The sequence below is a fragment of the Sphingomonas crusticola genome, assembly GCF_003391115.1.
Taxonomy (GTDB): Bacteria; Pseudomonadota; Alphaproteobacteria; order Sphingomonadales; family Sphingomonadaceae; genus Sphingomonas_I; species Sphingomonas_I crusticola.
In genome coordinates this window covers 1,214,760-1,233,095 of record NZ_QTJP01000001.1, presented here as the reverse complement: position 1 = coordinate 1,233,095, position 18,336 = coordinate 1,214,760, and the positions used below count along the sequence as shown (strand labels likewise).

The 18,336-nt window shown below is 65.2% G+C and carries 11 protein-coding genes; 5 read left to right on the top strand and 6 right to left on the bottom strand.

Annotation, left to right across the window (positions count from 1 at the left end; all coding sequences use genetic code 11):
- From DX905_RS05775 to DX905_RS05760, 4 genes are all read left to right on the top strand, one after another.
- Positions 1-1,185: a DUF885 family protein gene (locus DX905_RS05775; protein WP_162875483.1), complete on the top strand. Its 1,185-nt coding sequence runs from the start codon at positions 1-3 to the stop codon at positions 1,183-1,185.
- 119 nt (positions 1,186-1,304) lie between these two features.
- Entirely contained in the window at positions 1,305-4,235 is a 2,931-nt protein-coding gene (locus DX905_RS05770; protein WP_116092366.1) for a TonB-dependent receptor, read from the top strand.
- A 109-nt stretch (positions 4,236-4,344) separates the two neighbouring features.
- Entirely contained in the window at positions 4,345-5,136 is a 792-nt protein-coding gene (locus tag DX905_RS05765) for a rhamnogalacturonan acetylesterase (RefSeq protein ID WP_240320738.1), read from the top strand.
- The gene (locus tag DX905_RS05760) at positions 5,136-6,743 is read left to right on the top strand and encodes a family 43 glycosylhydrolase (RefSeq protein ID WP_116090495.1); all 1,608 of its coding nucleotides are present in this window, start codon (positions 5,136-5,138) and stop codon (positions 6,741-6,743) included. Before DX905_RS05765 ends, DX905_RS05760 begins: the two co-directional genes overlap by 1 nt.
- Here the strand turns inward: DX905_RS05760 and DX905_RS05755 are convergent.
- The 6 genes from DX905_RS05755 to DX905_RS05730 form a co-directional block, all read right to left on the bottom strand.
- Positions 6,728-10,543, bottom strand: coding sequence for a LamG-like jellyroll fold domain-containing protein (locus tag DX905_RS05755; protein WP_116090494.1), 3,816 nt, complete (start codon positions 10,541-10,543; stop codon positions 6,728-6,730). The genes DX905_RS05760 and DX905_RS05755 overlap by 16 nt on opposite strands.
- 107 nt (positions 10,544-10,650) lie before the next feature.
- Complete coding sequence (locus tag DX905_RS05750; protein ID WP_116090493.1) at positions 10,651-11,361, bottom strand: ABC transporter ATP-binding protein; 711 nt, start codon at positions 11,359-11,361, stop codon at positions 10,651-10,653.
- A gap of 1 nt (position 11,362) precedes the next feature.
- Positions 11,363-12,640, bottom strand: a complete 1,278-nt coding sequence (locus tag DX905_RS05745; protein ID WP_116090492.1) for an efflux RND transporter periplasmic adaptor subunit — start codon at positions 12,638-12,640, stop codon at positions 11,363-11,365.
- Complete coding sequence (locus DX905_RS05740; protein WP_116090491.1) at positions 12,637-14,127, bottom strand: efflux transporter outer membrane subunit; 1,491 nt, start codon at positions 14,125-14,127, stop codon at positions 12,637-12,639. Before DX905_RS05740 ends, DX905_RS05745 begins: the two co-directional genes overlap by 4 nt.
- Positions 14,120-15,325: an ABC transporter permease gene (locus DX905_RS05735; RefSeq protein ID WP_116090490.1), complete on the bottom strand. Its 1,206-nt coding sequence runs from the start codon at positions 15,323-15,325 to the stop codon at positions 14,120-14,122. The genes DX905_RS05740 and DX905_RS05735 overlap by 8 nt, the downstream gene beginning before the upstream one ends.
- Before the next feature lie 72 nt (positions 15,326-15,397).
- On the bottom strand, positions 15,398-16,411 hold the full coding sequence (locus DX905_RS05730; protein ID WP_116090489.1) for a LacI family DNA-binding transcriptional regulator: 1,014 nt from the start codon (positions 16,409-16,411) through the stop codon (positions 15,398-15,400).
- Between the two features lie 92 nt (positions 16,412-16,503).
- Between DX905_RS05730 and DX905_RS05725 the strand changes: the two genes are divergently transcribed.
- On the top strand, positions 16,504-18,015 hold the full coding sequence (locus tag DX905_RS05725) for an MFS transporter (protein WP_240320737.1): 1,512 nt from the start codon (positions 16,504-16,506) through the stop codon (positions 18,013-18,015).
- Positions 18,016-18,336: the final 321 nt, after the last annotated feature.

Below are 18,336 nucleotides of genomic sequence, written 5' to 3'. Positions count from 1 at the left end.
ATGATCGACCGCCGGACCGTGATCGCAGGGGGAGCCCTGCTCGCGATCGGGGCGGCGCCGGGGGCTGACAGGCGGGCGCGCATCCTCCTCGATGAAGCGGCCTCCTTGCTACCCGCCGAACGGCTTCGCCTGCTGCGGGCGATCGAGACGGCCGGCCTGTCGGAAGGTGTGCAACTCGATGCCGCCGCCGCGTTGCGCGGAGCGGATCTCGAACGGCGTCTCGCCACGGCCGCCCCCGGCCAACGTTACGCATTCCAGCTTCGCCTCCAGTCCGGCATCGATATCTCACCTGATCTGGCGCATCGCCGCGCGCTTGATGCCAGCACGGCATTTACCCGGCGGGCGGATCGGCTGTTGCGCCAGCAGGGGCTGGTGAACGGTACGGTCGCCGAACGACTGCGTACCTTGGCGCGCGACCCCCGCTTTCTGTATTCCGATGACGATGCCGGCCGCGCCCGGGCGGTCGCGGACATGAATGTCTGGCTGGCTGCCGCGCGCGCGCGTCTGCCCAGCCAGTTCGGGCGGGTTTTGCCCGCGTCGCTTGGGGTCTCGATCGTGCGCATGACACCTGCGGAGGAGGGCGCGGGCAAGGCCGGCTATCGCTCGCTGCCCGCGCCGGACGGGGCGGTGGCGGGCGCCTATCATGTCGATCTGCACGCCATCCGCCAGCGGCCCAGCTGGTCCTTGCCTAGCGTCGTCCACCACGAAACCTTGCCTGGTCATATGGTGCAATCGCCGCTGCAAGCGGCGGTTGATCCGCATCCGCTGCGGCTTAAGGCTGCCGCCGGGTTCGTCGAGGGCTGGGCGATCTATGCCGAACAGCTCGCCGCCGAGGCCGGCGCCTATGCCGCCGAGCCGCGTGCCGCCATCGGCTATTGCCAATGGATGCTGTTCCGGCTCGGGCGCCTACTGGTCGATACCGGTGTCAACTATCTTGGGTGGTCGACAGACAAGGCGCTGGACACACTGCGCGGCCTGCAAGGCGATCCCGTGATCTTTGCGCCGTTCGCGAAGGATGTGGCGCGCATGGCTGCCGAGCCCGCGTCCTTTGCCGGGCAGGCGCTCACCTGGCTGGAGATCGTGCAACGGCGCAACGCGAGTATAAGCAGGGGCGACGGGGCCGGCCTACGCCGCTTCCATGATCGTGTTCTCGCGCACGGCGCCATCCCACTCGCCCTGTTTTAGGCGGAGGCTGGAAGCGGTTTTCACCAATGGATTGACACCGGTTACCGGATGCGTTTAATTCGCCACAAGTCAAATGACGGATCGCGCCCAAAAAGGGTGCGGCAGAGGAGGGAGTGGGCATGTCTGAAGGGGGTTACAAATCCATCTCGCGCGCAGGCGCGTCGATTGCCGCGCTCGCGGCAGCGATTGTTGCGGGTCCCGTGCTCGCTCAGGCGCCCACAGCTCCGGCTACCGCCGATATTGCTCAGTCGGCGCCAGGCGCCTCGGCTAATCCCGAAGCGACGCAGACTCCTCCCGGCGCTCCGGGTGAGACCGGCACCGACGAGATCGTGGTTACCGGCTTCCGCGCCTCGCTCGGCGCCGCCATCAACGTTAAGCGGACTTCGGTGTCCTCCGTCGATGCAATCGTCGCCGAGGATATCGCCAAATTCCCGGATCAGAACTTGGCGGAATCGCTCCAGCGCATCCCCGGCATCTCGATCCAGCGCGATGCCGGCGAAGGTCGTGCCATCACGGTGCGCGGCCTTGGCGCGCAGTTCACGCGCGTGCGCGTCAACGGGCTCGAGACGATCGCCACGGCCACCGACGGCGCCAGTTCCAATCGCGACCGCGCGTTCGATTTCAACGTGTTCGCGTCCGAGCTGTTCAACTCGATAGTCGTCCACAAGACCGCCGAGGCCTCGCTCGACGAAGGCTCGCTCGGGGCCGTGGTCGACCTCAACACCGGCAACCCGCTCGCGGGCAAACGCGGCTTCACCGCCGTCGGCTCGGCCCAGGCCAGCTATAACGATCTCAGCAAGAATTTCGGCCCGCGCGTCGCCGGCCTGCTGTCGTGGAAGTCTGAGGATGGAACGCTCGGGGCGTCGGTCTCGGCGGCTTATTCCAAGACCAACAATCTCGAGCTCGGCAACAATTCGGTCCGCTGGGCGCAGGCGCGGTTCGACAGTGTCGACGGCACGCCCTGCTTTTACACCACCGCAACCAGCACCACGCCGGCCAACAATACCGGTGGCACCTATCGCCCCAGTGCGGCGTGCGACAAGGCGGCCCTGTCCTTCCACCCGCGTATCCCGCGTTACGGCGTCGTGCGCCACGATCGCGAGCGGCTTGGCGTTACTGGCAGCGTGCAGTGGGCGCCGACCGACGCGACCAAGGTGTCGATCGACGGCCTCTATTCCAAGTTCAAGGAAACGCGCGAGGAGAAGTGGCTTGAAGTGCTGCTCCGTTCCAACGAGCGGTCGATCAACGTCCTTACGCCGACCTATGATGCCGACAACAATATGATCTCAGCGACGCTCAACGATGCGTGGGTCCGCACCGAACATTATTTGCGCAAATCCTCGACCGAATTCTACCAGATCGGCGGTAGCTGGGATCAGGATATCACCGATCGCTTCCGGTTCACCGTGCTGGGCGGTATCTCCAAATCGAATGCCGACATCCCCGTCGAGACCACGATCGTCTATGACGACCGCGACGCCCAAGGCTACAAATATGATTACACGGACAGCCGCAGCCCGGTGCTGACCTACGGGACCAGCGTCACCGATCCTGCCGTGTTTCAGCTGGCGGAAATTCGCGACCGGCCATCGAACGTCACCAACAAATTCCGTACCGCGCAGCTGCGTGCCGAATGGGAAGCGGTCGACGGCTTCACGGTCAAGGCCGGCGGCGTCTATCGCCGCTTCGATTACGACATCACCGCCTTCACCCGTGATACCGCCGTGTGCGGCAATGGCGGGCGCGATCTCGTGCTCGGCACGATCACCTGCTCGCCCACGACGCTCTTCGGCCCGACGGCGATTTACGGCTTCCAGGCGACGTCGGCATTGTCGGAGCTGGCGAAGCTCGGCAAGGCCGGCCAGCCTTCCGGTACGACCTCGGAATTCCTGATCCCGAACATCGATGCGGCTTCCCAGTTTACTGGACTCTATAATCGGACACCTGCACTCGACGTCGGTAATAATCGCGGCGTTACCGAAGAGGTGAAGGGCGGCTATCTTCAGATCGATGCCAAGAGCAATATCTTCGGCCTCGACTACGCCCTGAACGCGGGTGTGCGCTACGTTCATACCCATCAGGCTTCGTACGGGCTGAACAGCGGTACCGTCGTCAACGTCTCGCGCAATTACGAGAATTGGCTGCCCGCAATCAACGTGGCACTGTTCCCGATCCACGATGTCGTGGTGCGCGGCTCGATCGCCAAAGTGCTGACCCGTCCGGCGCTGGGCAACGTCACGCCGGGCGGTTCGGCGGACGGCTTCAACTACCGGGTGACCTTCGGCAATCCGCGGCTGAAGCCGTTCCTCGCGACTGCCTTCGATGCGGCGGTCGAATGGTATTTCGCGCCGCAATCGGTGGCTTCCGTCGCCGTGTTCAAGAAGGACGTGTCGAGCTTCCCGGTGGCGGTGACGCAGACCGGCGCGACCTTCACCTCGACCGGCCTGCCGGTTTCGGTGCTCGTGCCGTCTTCACCCGCTGCGCTCAATCCGGCGCAGCTGTCCCAGCCGATCTGGACGATCTCGACCACCGGCAATGGCGCGGGCGCCACGCTCAAGGGCATCGAGCTTTCAGTGCAGGCACCGTTCAAATTCCTGCCCGGCTTCCTGTCCAATTTCGGCGGCATCGCCAACGCGACCTTCGTGTCGTCCCATGCTAGCTACACCCAGCAGGGCCCGGCGATCGTACCGGGTGGCGGGTTGATCAACGTGACCCGGGACGAAACGCTCTATGGTCTGTCCAAGCGCGCTTATAATGCCACCCTGTATTACGAGGATGGCAAATTCTCGGCGCGCGCGTCGATTAGCTATCGCAGCGGCTATGTCGATGCTGGCTCGGGTACCGGCAACGTGTTCGAAGGTTATAATTCGATCACCAACGTCGACGCGTCGATCCGCTACCGCCTGACCGAGCAGCTCGAACTGTCGCTGGAGGGCACCAACCTCACCGACGCCTATCGCGACCGCTACGTCGACGTCGATGCCAACCGCAATTACGAATATAATCACTTCGGCCGCACCTTCCTGATGGGTGCGCGCTTCAAGATGTAACCTCCCCCTCGGCGCTCTCCGTCCGACGGGCGGAGGGCGCATTCTTTTCCAGGGGATTACCACATCAGAGGGAAACGCCGTGAACAACCCGTTGCGGAAGATGCTCGCAATGGCTGGAGGGCTGGCCTTATCGGTCGCGGCCCATGCGCAAGCCGCCCCCGCTACAGCGGCACCTTCTGCCAACGCGCCCATCAAGGCCTCGAAGATCATCCTGGTCGGCGACAGCACCATGGCGGTGTCGAGCGGATGGGGGGCGAGCTTCTGCGCGCTTCATGTCAGTTCGTTCCTCGCCTGCATCAACCTCGCGCGCGGCGGGCGAAGTTCCGGCAGCTATCGTGCCGAAGGATCCTGGGCCCTGGCGCTCAACGAGATGCGGGTGCCCGGTTACCAGAACCGGTGGGTGCTGATCCAGTTCGGGCATAACGATCAGCCCGGCAAGCCCGGCCGATCGACCGACCTGCGCACCGAATTCCCGGTCAACATCCGCCATTATGTCGAGGAAGCCCGTGCCGCCGGCGCGAAGCCGGTGCTCGTCACCCCGCTGACCCGGCGCATGTTCAAGGACGGCAAGCTCGACAATGATCTCGCGCCGTGGGCGGACGCGATCCGCAAGGTCGCGGCCGACCTGCGCGTGCCGCTGCTGGACCTGAATGCGGAGAGCTCGACGGCGGTGCAGGGGATGGGACCGGCCAATGCTGACAGACTGGCGCAGGTGCCTGAAAGCGGCGCCGCCCCGGCGACGGCCGCGGTCAACGAGGTCGACGATCAACCGATCGCGCGCGCCAAGCGCGCGTTCGACCACACGCATTTAGGCACGGCGGGGGCCGACTACTTCTCGGCGATGGTGACGCGGGAGCTTTGGCGTGCCGTGCCCGAGATCCGCGGCTTGCTGGTGCGCTGATGGATACGACGCGCCGGGACGCCTTCCGCCTCGCTCTCGCCGGGGGCGCAATTGCCATCGCCGGGCCGGAAGCGGCGAAGGCGGAGGGCCGCGGCGCCTCTTGCGGTTCCGCAAGCGAGGGCTGGCGCCGCGGCTTCGACAATCAGCGGATCGCCGACCTCGGCGACGGACGGTTCCTCAACCCGCTGATCGGCGGGGACCACCCCGATCCAGCCATCCTGAAGGACGGCGCCGATTATTACATGACCTTCTCCAGCTTCGATTCCTATCCGGGGCTGACGATCTGGCATTCGCGCGATCTGGTGAACTGGCAGCCGCGCAAGGCGGCGCTGACGCGCAATATCGGTTCCGTCTGGGCAGTCAGCCTTGCCAAGCACGATGGCCGCTACTTCCTCTATGTCCCTACCAAGGCCGATCCCAATTCGATTTGGGTGATCTGGGCGGATCATATCGACGGGCCGTGGAGCGATCCGATCGATCTCCACATGCCGCGCCATATCGATCCCTGCCATGCGGTCGGCGAGGACGGATCGCGCTGGCTGTTCCTGTCGGGCGGCGACCGCATCCGCCTTGCCGCTGACGGCCTCTCGACCGTCGGGCCGGTCGAGCATGTCTACGATCCCTGGCGTTATCCGGCCGAATGGGACGTCGAGAGCTTCTCCCCCGAAGGGCCGAAGATCGAGCGGCACGGCGACTATTTCTATCTGATCACCGCCGTCGGCGGCACCGCCGGCCCGCCCACCGGCCATATGGTCATCGCCGCACGTTCGCGCTCGATCCACGGGCCTTGGGAGCAATGCCCCGCCAATCCGCTCGTCCGCACGGTCAGCGACGATGAGAAATGGTGGTCGCGCGGCCACGCCTCCCTGGTCGAGGCACCCGATGGCAGCTGGTGGTCGGTCTATCACGGCTTTGAGAACGGCTTCTGGACGCTCGGCCGCCAGGCCTTGCTCGATCCGATTGAATGGACGTCCGACGGCTGGTTCCGGATGAAGGGGGGCGATCTGTCGCACCCCATTGCCAAGCCGCGCGGGGGCACGTCGCTGCCGCACGGTCAGCGCTTGTCCGACGATTTTGCGACACTGGCGCTCGGCGGCAAATGGAATTTCTTCAAGCCTGGGCCTGCCGAGCGCGAGCGTGCCCGGATTGAGCGCAACAGCCTCCTCCTCAGGGCCAGCGGCACTGCGCCCAAGGATAGCTCGCCGTTGCTGCTGATCGCCGGCGATCCTGCCTACCAGTTCGAATGCGATATCGAGATCGCGCCGGGCGGTACGGCGGGTCTGCTGCTCTTCTATGACGAGGTGCTCTATTGTGGCCTCGGCTTCGACGAGACCCGCTTCGTCACCCACCAATATGGCATGGAGCGCGGCCGGCCCGCCAATCCGCATGGGCGGCGCATGAAACTACGCATTGCCAATAAGCGCCACATTGTCGCGATCCACACCAGCGGCGACGACGGCCGCACTTGGCAGCGCTTCGACCGCGGGATGGAAGTGTCCGGCTACCACCACAATGTCCGTGGCGGCTTTCTGATGCTGCGTCCGGGCCTTTATTCCGCCGGCGCGGGCGAGGCACGCTTCCGCGAGTTCCGCTACCGCGCTTTGTAACGATCTTTTCCTGTTGTCACGGCAAGCTGGTCAGGCAGTGACACCTGATTGTTGTGCTGCGTCACCTCGGGGCTGCCGTCGGCGAGGCGTATCCGCACTATTCCGCCGCCGCCTTCCGCGGGCAGCTTGAGCGCCACATTGATGGTCTGTGGCATCAGATCGCGCGGTGCCGCCATCGCGGGGATCGGCGCACTGGCCAGAACCCGGCCGCGCGCATCCTCGATTGTCGCCACGCCCGCGGGCGCGTCCGCGCCGCCCAGGCTATGTATGGTCAACCGCGCCGTCCGCCGGGATACAGCAAGGTCATCGGTGCCGATGCCAATGTCGGGCCGCTGCTCGGTCGGTGTACCGGCCTGAGTGAGGCTGAACTCGTAGATCGTGGTAGCGTGGGGCGGGAAGCTGACCCGCGCTCCGCCGCTGCGTTCGAGGTCCAAGTCACCGCTCTCGGCCGCTGCCCCATCGACACTGCGCGTCATGCGCCAGCGCCCGGCCGTGACATTCCACGTCGACATGGTCGCTGCTTGCGGCACGTCGCTCATATTATAGGCGACCACCTTGAAGCGGGCGGGGGTGGCGCCCGGCAGCAGAATCGCGACCTGCTCGGCCGCGCCGTCATTGTCGAAGCGCCAGGAAACAGTGTTGCCGGGATAGGTCTGGTTACGCTTGAGCGCGATTCCGCCGAGCCGCTCGCGCTGCAGCAGGTCGTTGGGCTGCTCCACGCGGTCCGACCACCAATGGCCTTCGGTCAGCATATATTGGTGGCGGAGTTTGTCCTGGATCGCGTCGCCATGCAGCTTCTCGAGCGGCTTGATGTCGCCGCTCGCATTCCACGCCGCATAGGCGCCGAAATCTCCCTTGGGCGGCTTCGCCGCGACCAGTCTGCCCAATTCGCCGGATGCCACCGCCGCCGGATTCTCGTTGATCTCGCTGGTGATGCTGGCGCCGCCTGACGCGACCCTGCCCTCAAGCGGGCGCAGATATTTGGCATCGCCGGTGAAGCGCCAGCTCGCCCATGCCGCCTGCAACGGCGTGGTCGCGCCGCCGCCGTCGCCGACGCGCTCGGCATCGGTCCGCCAATTGATCTCGTTGGGATAGGTCCAGCGGCCGTCGGCACCCTGCTTGCCATGCGCCATCCAGCCGTCGATCACACCCGTCACCAGATTCCGCGCGGTCGGGTTGCCGTTATAGACGCCTATCAAGATCGGCGCGTGCATGACTGTGAAGCTGTAGGGCTTCTGCCATTCCCATGGCCCCTCGCGATAGACAATGCGCCCGCCATACCAGTTGGAGGCGAAGTGCATGTGGCCGGCGGGGTTGACGGTGATGATGCCGGTCAGCGCCTTGACCGTCGCCATCAGCCGCTCGACCGCCTTGGGCTCGCCCCAGTTGAGATAGAGCCGCTGCGCATCGCTGTTGAGGCCTTCCTCATAAGCGTGAAGCTCGTCGGTGGTGATCGTGCCAAGCCCGTTGGTGCGCATGCCGTTCTTGTAGACCGCGTCGGACAAGGCACGGAGCGAAGCGTTGATCTTCTCCGGCTCGACACCCATCAGCGCGAGGCCGGGCCACTGCTGAGTCAGGTCGACGTCGTCGGAAATACCGCCGCCGAAATCGCCATAGGGTACCTGGCGATTGTCGATCCACCAGTCAACGAACTGGCGAACGAGCTTGAGATCCTCGAGTTGACGGAACGCCCATAGCGGTACGCCCGGCGTCGGCTGCGGCATCGGCATGTCGGGTGCGGATTGCGCGTTGTAGCTGATGTCTTGCCAGTAAAGCCGGCCCTGGACATGGTCGGGATCGACCCGCAGCAGATCGCTGATATCGGCGTAGAGCCGGCGGTAGAGGCCCTCACGTTTCGACGCGGTATGCTCCTCGACCAGGAAGCCCCAATTGTCTTTCACCTGGTTGAAGCGGTCGGCGACGTGCTCGGCCTTGGCGGCTTCGCGTGCCTTGAACACCAACCGGATGTTCATCCCGTCGACCGCCTTGGCGCCGAAATCGGCCGAAGCAGACGCGATGCTAAGATAGAGCGGATCATCGGTCAGAATCCGGTCGCGCAGGTCGAGCCACACGGTGCGCGCCTCGCGCGGGCGTACCGACACCTGCACGTCAATCATGTCGCGCTGCGGCCAGAGCGGGTCCTTCACGCGAATGTCGAGCGGGATCAGCCCGTCCTTGCCGGGCGTGACGTCCATCGCGGGGATGTCGATCGCGACCCCGTCGAGCCCGTCATGGACATTCTCCCAGCCATAATTCCACGCCCGCGCCGGCGCCTCCCCCGGCAGCGCGTCGCCGAAGCCGGACGGGATCAGGATGTGAACCAGCGGCGCAGCGCTCGCCTGCTCGACCCGCTTCCTGGTGCCGGCGGCATCGCCCGCACCGGCCGCAGCCCGGCTGCCGCTGGTCGGCAGCGCCAGCAAGGTCGTGCGCTCTTCGGGCGGGAAGCGGCCGTCGATAAAGCCGGTGAGCGGCGCTAGCTGCGCGCGTGCGGGGGCGGCGTCGGCACGAACCGTGTAGCTTAGCTTGAAGGTGCCATCCGGCTCCTTGCCGGGCGCGACATCATAGGCCCACACTTCCTGGATCGGGGTTTCCTGCGCGACATTGCTGAAGCGGACCATGCCGCCGATGCGTTCGGGGAAGCTGGTGACCGAGCGCATGATGCCCCGGGGGCGCTTGTCGATCACCTTGCCGTCATAGCTCAGCGTGCCGTAGGCGGCCCCGCGCAGCTCGATACGATTGACCTTCTCGCCGGGCGGGACGCTCAGGTCATAATTCTTGCCGCCTTCCACATAGGTGTTCCAGTCGGGCAGCTCGAAATAGTCGTCGCGCCCGGGCAGCCGCGAGCGATTGTAGACGCCGGGCCAGGTCGTTTCCTCAATCCCGTCTATGCCCTTCAGCATTTCCTGCTTGAGGTCGCGTGCGGTTGAGAATTCGACTCTGCGGATGCGCGTAACCGCCGCATCGAGGACAGGGGGTGACACGCGGTCCCAACCGTAACGGTGCAGCCAGGCAGCACGCTCAGCCGGCTCAGCCGGCTCAGCGGCGGGCGGGGCGGTTGCGGGTTCGGTCAGGCTCGACAGCGCGGCGATGTCCGTCCCGGACAGCATGTGATCGTAAATGCGCAGCTCGTCGAAATCGCCGCCGCGCATGAAGTTATAGCGGCTCTGAACCTGGTGCGGCGAGACAACGCGACCGGCCAGGCCTAACTGGTCGAGTCCGGAATCGAGATCTGCCGTCCGGTCGGTCCGCGCCACCTCCCTGCCGTCGACGTACAGCCGCACGCCGACCGTCTCGTCCCACGCAAAGGCGATATGGCGCCACGCATCGGGGGCAGGCGGCGTGTCCATCTTGAACGAGACGCGGACGCGGGCGAGATTGGTATCGGTGACGAAGGCGTCGAAGCCGTGGCCGTTCCAGTCGATCCGCAGGAACGTCATGTCCCAGCTCGAATGGTCAGCGAACCCAACCCGGAACAGCACGAATGGCGCGACCCCGACCGGGGTGCGCGAACGCCAGAAGAAGGAAAGCGTGCCGCGACGCCCGTAGATATTGCCTGGCGCGTTCCACGTCAGAACCCCGTCATCCTGCCAGCGGATCGCGCTGCCGCTCTTGCCGTCGGGGACGAGAGCGACGCGACTGAGGAAGTTGGGCTGGGCGTCGCCCCCCGCCTGATCGGCGGCGAGCGCGCGGTCCGCCGAGACATGGAACAGCAGGCCTGCGGGGGCCGCCATGGCGGGCGCCTGATAAAGCAGGGCCGTCGCCAGCGCGATCATCCCAGATCCCGACATGTTGTGGGCCATGTGCCGCTTCCTCTCGCATCCTCAGTGCCGTCGTTGCGGCTATGACACCGGTAGCAACGAACATTGTGGTTCGGCAACCGTGCTGGCCCGCATCGCGGCAATTTTGGTCAGCCAGCGGCCGCCAATGTCCCTTTCGCCTCGATACTCTCGACCAGCCCGTCCTTGAAATGGACGATCGTGCGCGCATAGGCCGCCATCTCGGCTTCGTGTGTCACCATCAGGATGGTAATGCCGGCCCGCCGATTGAGATCGGTCAGCAATTCCATGATCTCGACCGAGCGTTCCGAATCGAGATTGCCGGTCGGTTCGTCCGCCAGCAGCACATCGGGCTCGGTGACCAGGGCGCGCGCGATCGCGACGCGCTGCTGCTGGCCGCCCGACAATTCCGCCGGATTGTGATGCCACCAATCCGCCAGGCCCACCTTGTCCAGAGCGGCCATGCCGCGTTCACGCCGCAGGCGGCGGTCTTCCCCGCGATAGACCAAGGGCAGCTCGACATTTTCCAGCGCGGTGGTGCGTGCCAGCAGATTGAAGCCCTGGAAAACAAAGCCAAGATATCGCCGCCGCAGCAAGGAGCGCTGGTCGCGGTCGAGATTTTCGACATGCACGCCATGGAACAGATAGGCGCCGGACGTCGGTACATCGAGGCAGCCGAGGATATTCATGGTCGTCGACTTGCCGGATCCGGACGAGCCCATGATGGCGACAAAATCGCCCGCGATTACATCGAGATCGATGCCGCGCAGGGCCTGGAAGGCGGCGGGGCCTTGCCCGAACCGCTTGGTCACTCCCCTCAGCGAGATCAGCGGCTCCGCCACCTTATTTGGTCGCGCCTGCCAACTGCCCGGTGATCACCTGCAGCCCCGGGCGCAGACCGGCGCCGCGCACCTCCGTCAGGCTGCCATTGCTGTGGCCGATCGTGACGGCGATTGGCTTGGGCGCCCCGTCGGCCCCGACCGTCCAGACCTGTTGGCGCCCGCCGCGCGATACGCTGGCATTTTTCGGATCCTGGGGTGGCCCGCCGAAGATGCCTTTCTTGGTAGTGGTGGGCGGGGTGAAGCGCAGGGCGGCGTTCGGCACGAGCAGGACGTTGGTCAGCTTGTCGGTGACGATGCTCGCCGTGGCCGTCATGCCCGGTTTCAGCAGCAGGTTGGGATTGGCGACGGTCAGCTCGGCGGTATAGGCGACGACGGTCGTCGTGGCCGTAGCGGTGGTACCCGCGCTATTGATCGTCGGCGTGGCGTTGGCGCCAAGGTCCACCCGTGTCACCGTCGCGGGAAACGTCTGGTTCGGGTAGGCATCGACCGTGAACGTGGCCGGCGCGCCGGCGTGCAACTCACCGACGTCGGCCTCGTCGACCTTAACCTGCAGGCGCATCTTCGACAGGTCCTCGGCGATCGTGAACAGGGTGGCGACGTTGAACGAGGCCGCAACCGTCTGCCCAGGCTCGACCTGACGCGACAGGACGACGCCGGTTACCGGCGCATAGATCGTGCCCTTGGCGAGGCTGGTCTGGTTGGTGGAGACGTTGGCGCGCGCCTGCGCCACCTGCGCTTCGGCCTGGGCGACGTTGGCGACGGCACGGGCATAATCCGCGCGCGCAGTGTCGAGTTCGGTTTGCGACGGCACCTTACCGCCCGACAATTTATAGACCTGCTGCTGGCGCGCGAGATTGGCCCGGGTCTGGGAAACTGTGGCGCGCGCCTGGGCGACGCTCGCCTGGGCGGCCTGCAAGCTTGCCTGGCTCTGCACCAGTGCATCGCGCAGCCGCGACAGATCGAGGGAGGCCAGCGGCTGCCCCTTCACCACCCGGTCATTGTTCCGGACATAGACCTTTTCGACCAGGCCGGATTCCTCCGACCCGACATTGACCTGCACGGTCGGCGCCAGATTGCCGGTGGCGGTGACCGTGACGGTGAGATCGTGCCGCTCGATCGGCGCGGTCGCATAGTGAACCGGGGGCGTCGACCTGAAGCAGCGCGACAATAGCAGGAGCAGGAGGAGCACGCCGATGCCGATGCCGATCCACTTGCGCCAGCGGCGCCAGCGCGAGCGCGGCGGCTGGCCAAGGAATTCGTCGATATCCGGTTCGGTCATGCGGGGTTCCCCGTCTGGGCAAGGGTCATGTCGGGCTGCCAGCCGCCGCCAAGCGCGAGATAGAGCTGGACCAGCGCCAGCGCCTGATCGGCCTGCGCCGCCGCCAGCTGATCGCGAGCCGAGAGCAAGGTCTGCTCGCTCTGCAACAGGGTTACGAAATCGGTGAGTCCCGCGCGGTACTGGCTACGCGCATAGAGTGCGGCATTGTTCGATGCATCGAGCGCGATGGCGAGTTCCGCCTGCCGCGCCTTCGCTGCTTCGAGTGCCTGAATGGCGTTCTCGACATCCTCCAGGCCATTCAGCACCGTCTGGCGGTAGGTGGCGAAGGCGAGGTCCGCACCCGCGCGTGCCGACCGCACCTGGGAACTGAGGCGGCCGCCATCGAAGATGACCTGGGTCAGGCCGGCGAACAGGCCGCCAGTGAGCAGGTCACCCAGCTTGCCGACGCTAGCCGCGGCGGTGTTGATGTTGCCGCTGATCGACAGGGCCGGAAACAAGGATGCCTTGGCGACACCGATGCGCGCCGTGGCGGCGGCGAGCGCGCGTTCCGCACCACGCACGTCCGGTCGGCGGCGTAGCGTGTCGGCGGGTATCCCCGTCTCGATCGCCTCCGGCCCGCGCGGGATCGGCTGGGCAGTCGCCATCTCGGCACGCAGTGCACCCGGTGCCTGGCCGGTCAATACACCCAACCGGCTGACCGCCTGCACATAGGACGTTTCGAGCGAAGGTATCGAAGCCGCCGTCTGCGCACGTTGCGCCCTTGCCTGTTCGGAATCGAGCGATGACACGAGCCCCGCTTGCACGCGCCAACCGGCGATCTGCAGATTGTCGTCTTGCGTCCGCAGCGTGTTGAGCGCGATGTTGAGCCGCGCCTGCGCCAGCCGCGCATCAATATAATTGGTCGCGACCTCACCGGCGATCGAGGTGCGCACTGCTTCGAGATCGAAGCGCGATGCCGCCTCGTCCGCCCGCGCGGCTTCGAGCCCGCGCCGCAGTCCGCCGAAGATGTCGGCCTGCCACGATGCGTCGAGCCCGAGTGAGAGCTGCGTACTACCCGATGAGCCGCCGGTTGTGATGACAGTCCCGCCATTGCCGGAGCCGCCGCCGACAACGATGCTGGACGAGCCGCCATGCGTGAAATTCCGCGTCGCGCCCGCCGAGCCGCTGGCGGATGGCAGCAAGCTGCCGCGCGCCTGGACGAGAGACTCGCGGGCTTGCGCGAGGCGCGCCACCGATTGCGCGATCTGGAGATTGCCGGCGGTCGCGCGCGCGATCAGATCGGTCAGCAGCGGATCGTCGAATTGCCTCCACCATGTTGTGAGATCAGCGGACGACACGGCCAGCGTACCTGTAGAGCGGGCTGTGGCCGGTGGAGAAAAGGCCGACGGGATACCCAAAGCGGGTGCATCGGGAACCTGGTAGTTCGGTCCGGCTGCACAGCCGGCGAGCAGGCCGAAGCTGCCGATGACCGTCAGGCGCTTATTCATGGCGCAACGCATCGATCGGGTTAAGCGCCGCCGCGCGCTGAGCGGGGACATAGCCGAATACGATTCCCAGGAAGGAGGAGAAGAGCAGGCTGCCGAGATTGATGAGCGGATCGAATACGAAGTCGACCGCCATGATTTTGGTCAACAGCATGGAAAGCCCAAAGGAAAGCGCGATGCCGATCGCGCCGCCGAGCGAGCATAACACCACCGCCTCGGTCAGGAATTGCAACCGCACCTCGCGGGCAAGCGCGCCGATGGCGAGGCGAATACCGATCTCACGCGTGCGCTCGGTCACCGAGACCAGCATGATGTTGACGATGCCGATGCCCCCGACGATCAGCGAGATGGACGCGATCGCGGCAACCAGCCCCGTCATCACCTTGAGTGTGCCAGACACCGTGTCTGAAATCTGTTTCATGTCGATCAGGCGGAAGTCGGCATTCTGGTCCGGCGCAAGATGCCGCCGCTCACGCAGCAACTTATCGAGATCGGCGCTAACCGTCTTATTGTCGTAAGCCGGATCGACGCCGATCACGATCCAGTAGATGTCGGTATTGCCGATGATCTGCCGCTGGACGGTCCTGAGCGGCATCAGCACGACATCGTCCTGGTCATTGCCCATCCCACCCTGGCCGCGCTCCTTGAGCACGCCGATAATCGGACAGGCGAGCTTGCCGACCCGAAGCTCCTGGCCGACCGGCTCGTTGGTCGGGAACAGGTTCTTGCGGACGGTTGTGCCGATGATGCAGACGCTCTTGCCGGCGCTTTCCTCTTCGGGCGTGAACATGCGTCCCGACGTTATCGACATCGCCTGGATGCCGATCCCGGCATTGGTCGTGCCGGTGATGCTGGTCTGCCAATTGACGCCCTCGGCGGTGGCGGTGACGTTCGAGCTGGCCTGACCCGAGACGGCCTGAATGCCGGCAATCTGGGCTCCGATCGCCTGAATGTCGTCGGTCTCGAACGGACGAGGCGCCGCGCTTCCGGCCTGGCGGCCGGACTGGTTCGGCACGACCATCAGCGTATTGGCGCCGAGCGAGGCGATCTGGGTACGGACCGATGCGGTGACGCCGTTGCCGACCGTCACCATCGTGATAACGGCGGCAACGCCGATGACGATGCCGAGCACGGTCAGCACCGATCGCAGCAGGTGACGGCGAATCTCGCGGAAAGCCAGAAGAAGCGAGGCGCCGAGCATGTCTTCGGAACCTAGCGCATCTTTTCGCCAGCGAAACGGTGAAAATTGATGCGTGACCGCGGACCGGAAGGTTTAGCCGCCACAGGATTCGCGCACGATCAGATCCGTCGGCAGCAAGACGGGCAAATGATCGGCAGGATCGTCGAGGATGTGCGAGACGAGCAGGCGGCCGGCCTCATGCGTGTCCTGGCGGATCGTGCTCAATGCCGGCGTGCTCAAGCGGCTGAGCAGCATATCGTCATAACCCACCACCGACACGTCTTCCGGCACCGACAGGCCGGCGCGGCGCAAAGCGCGGATCGCGCCAAGCGCGATCAGGTCGGAGGAGGCGACGATGCCGTCGAACGCGACGTGGCGCCGCAGCAGGCGGTTGACGGCGGCTTCAGCGGACTCGAATTCGAAATCGACCGGCACGATCAGCTTGGGGTCCGCTTCGATCCCGCTCTCCGCCAGCGCTTCGTTATAGCCCTGGCGGCGCTGCATCGCCTCGGGATCGGTGCCGCCAAGAAACAGGATATGTTTGCGGCCGAGACGGGCGAGATGAAGCGTTGCGCGTCGCCCGCCGAGGAGATTGTCCGAGCCGATCGAGCTGTAGCGCTGGCCGGGCATTTGCGCGCCCCACACGACGAAGCGCGCGTTGGTCGTCGCAAGCTGGTTGAGCGCCTCATGCAGCATGCTTTGGCCGAGGAAGATGACGCCGCTCGCTCGGCTGGTCGTGGTCGCGTGGACCAGGTCATCATAGTTTGCCGGCGCAGTATGGCTGACGGTGAAGTCGCAGTCGCGCGCGCGCGCCGCCTCGCCGATGCTCGCGAGCAATTCGAGGAAGAAGGGGTGCGACAGCGGCAGCGGACGGCCGCGCATATGCGGTGTCACGATCGCGATCGATCCCTCCGCCCCGATCGGGCCGGCCGGCATGTAATGACGGAACGGATAATTGTGATCGCGCGCCAGCGCCCAGATACGCTGTTTGGTCCGCGTGCTGATCAGCGGCTGATCGTTGAGCGCGCGCGATACGGTCGACACGGACACACCCGCCAGCTTCGCCAGGTCCTCCAGCGTGGTATTGTTGTTGCTACCGCTGCCCATGCCGCCCTAGCTTGCCGTTAATAAGAGGGGTACGCATCGGAGGGGATGCTTTGCAAGCGAGCGACGCTCCCGGGGCGACGGATAAAGCGCGTTTGCGCTCGCGCGGCCGGCCGCACCTCACGCCGCTGCAGATCTGGAACATGTGCTGCGGCCTGTTCGGCGTGCAGATCGTGTGGGGCCTGCAGAACGTCAATACGAGCCGCATTTTCCAGACGCTGGGTGCGAACGTCGACGAGCTTGCGATATTGTGGATCGCGGCGCCGATCACCGGCCTGCTGGTGCAGCCGGTAATAGGACATCTGAGCGATCGCACCTGGGGCCCGCTCGGCCGCCGCCGGCCCTACCTGCTGGGCGGTTCGATGCTCACCGCACTGGCGCTGTTCCTGATGCCCAATGCCGCAACCTTGTGGGCGGCCAGCCTCGCCTTGTGGCTGCTGACTGCGGCAATCAATATCGCGATGGAGCCATTCAGAGCGCTGGTGGCGGACAGCCTGCCCGACGATCAGCGCACCGCCGGCTTTGCGATGCAGGTCTTCTTCATTGGCATCGGCGCCGTCTTCTCTTCCGCCTTGCCATGGGTGCTGACCAACTGGTTCGGTGTTAGCGGGAAGGCGACCGCGGGTATGCTCCCGGAATCCGTGCGCATGGCTTTTTACATCGGCGCCGTGAGTTTGCTCGTCGCAGTTACATGGACGGTGGTGACCACGCCTGAACGTCCGCCCGAAAGCCTCGCTGCGGACGCGCCAGAGCTGGCGGAACATGCAGTGCCGACCAGCCGGGGCGCGGCCGTGCTGGTGCGTAGCGGTTTGCTGTGGGTTCTCGGCGGGATTGCGATCGGCGGGATCGCGAGGGTGGGACATTACGAGCGAGAAATCTATGTGCTCGCCGCAATCGCCGTGATGTTCGGGCTTGCGCAACTGGGGGCGGTGTGGCTGCGGCGTGGGGGACGTACCTCGCTCGGCCTGCTCGAGATCGTCGAGGACATTCTGCACATGCCCGCCGTGCTGGGCCGATTGGCGATCGTGCAATTTTTCACATGGTTTGGCCTTTTCGCCATGTGGATCTATTCGATACCGGCGGTGGCGGCGCGAGACTTCGGGACCACCGATCCAGGCTCGGTAGCGTATAACGCCGCTGCCGACTGGGTCGGGCTGCTGTTTGCGGGGTATAATGGCGTGGCTGCGCTGGTGGCCTTGGTCCTTCCGGAAGTAGCGGCACGCATCGGCCGCCGTGCCAGTCACGCCTGTTGCCTGCTGATGGGCGCATTCGGCTTGGGCGGTTTCCTGATCGTGTCCCAACCGGCAATGTTGTGGCTGCCGACGATTGGCATCGGCTGCGCATGGGCGTCGGTCCTGTCCATGCCTTACGCCATGCTGTCTGCCGCCGTGCCCCCGCGCAAAATGGGGGTCTATATGGGGATCCATAACATGTTCCTGGTGCTGCCCCAGCTGGTCGCAGCAACCATACTCGGCCCGCTCGTGCGCCATGCATCCGGTGGTCAGGCGATCTTCGCTCTGGGGCTGGCTGCCGTGTCGCTCGCGCTCGCCGCCGGCTGCGTATTGCTTATCCCCAATCCCCATCGGGCCGGTATAGTCGACAGCTGAATAGCGGTCGGAGCCGGATCCGATCCATCGGGGCGTCTGGATTGATGCCATAGACGCACGCTAATCCCCAGCCTCGCAAATCTCAATGCAAATTTTGCATAAATGCCGCAACTCAGTCGTTCGGTATATGCGTGATTCTCTCGACGGGTGTGGCGGCTGGCTCGGCCAAGCCTTCGCATAAAGCGGAGTATCCGGACGATAGCGGTACCATTTGGCGGTTTCCGAGACATTACGCAAAACCTGCAACAAGCCTCTTGCGCCGTCTGCAAATTTACGCAAAGTTACGCAAACGGGAGATTGGGGGGGCTAATCCCGTTTGGC

What these genes read in the sequence shown, in the direction of transcription:
- DX905_RS05775 (WP_162875483.1), top strand. Translation starts at nt 1, where the DNA reads ATGATCGACCGCCGGACCGTGATCGCAGGGGGAGCCCTGCTCGCGATC.
- DX905_RS05770 (WP_116092366.1), top strand. Translation starts at nt 1,305, where the DNA reads ATGTCTGAAGGGGGTTACAAATCCATCTCGCGCGCAGGCGCGTCGATT.
- DX905_RS05765 (WP_240320738.1), top strand. Translation starts at nt 4,345, where the DNA reads ATGGCTGGAGGGCTGGCCTTATCGGTCGCGGCCCATGCGCAAGCCGCC.
- DX905_RS05760 (WP_116090495.1), top strand. Translation starts at nt 5,136, where the DNA reads ATGGATACGACGCGCCGGGACGCCTTCCGCCTCGCTCTCGCCGGGGGC.
- DX905_RS05755 (WP_116090494.1), bottom strand. Translation starts at nt 10,543, where the DNA reads ATGGCCCACAACATGTCGGGATCTGGGATGATCGCGCTGGCGACGGCC.
- DX905_RS05745 (WP_116090492.1), bottom strand. Translation starts at nt 12,640, where the DNA reads ATGACCGAACCGGATATCGACGAATTCCTTGGCCAGCCGCCGCGCTCG.
- DX905_RS05740 (WP_116090491.1), bottom strand. Translation starts at nt 14,127, where the DNA reads ATGAATAAGCGCCTGACGGTCATCGGCAGCTTCGGCCTGCTCGCCGGC.
- DX905_RS05735 (WP_116090490.1), bottom strand. Translation starts at nt 15,325, where the DNA reads ATGCTCGGCGCCTCGCTTCTTCTGGCTTTCCGCGAGATTCGCCGTCAC.
- DX905_RS05730 (WP_116090489.1), bottom strand. Translation starts at nt 16,411, where the DNA reads ATGGGCAGCGGTAGCAACAACAATACCACGCTGGAGGACCTGGCGAAG.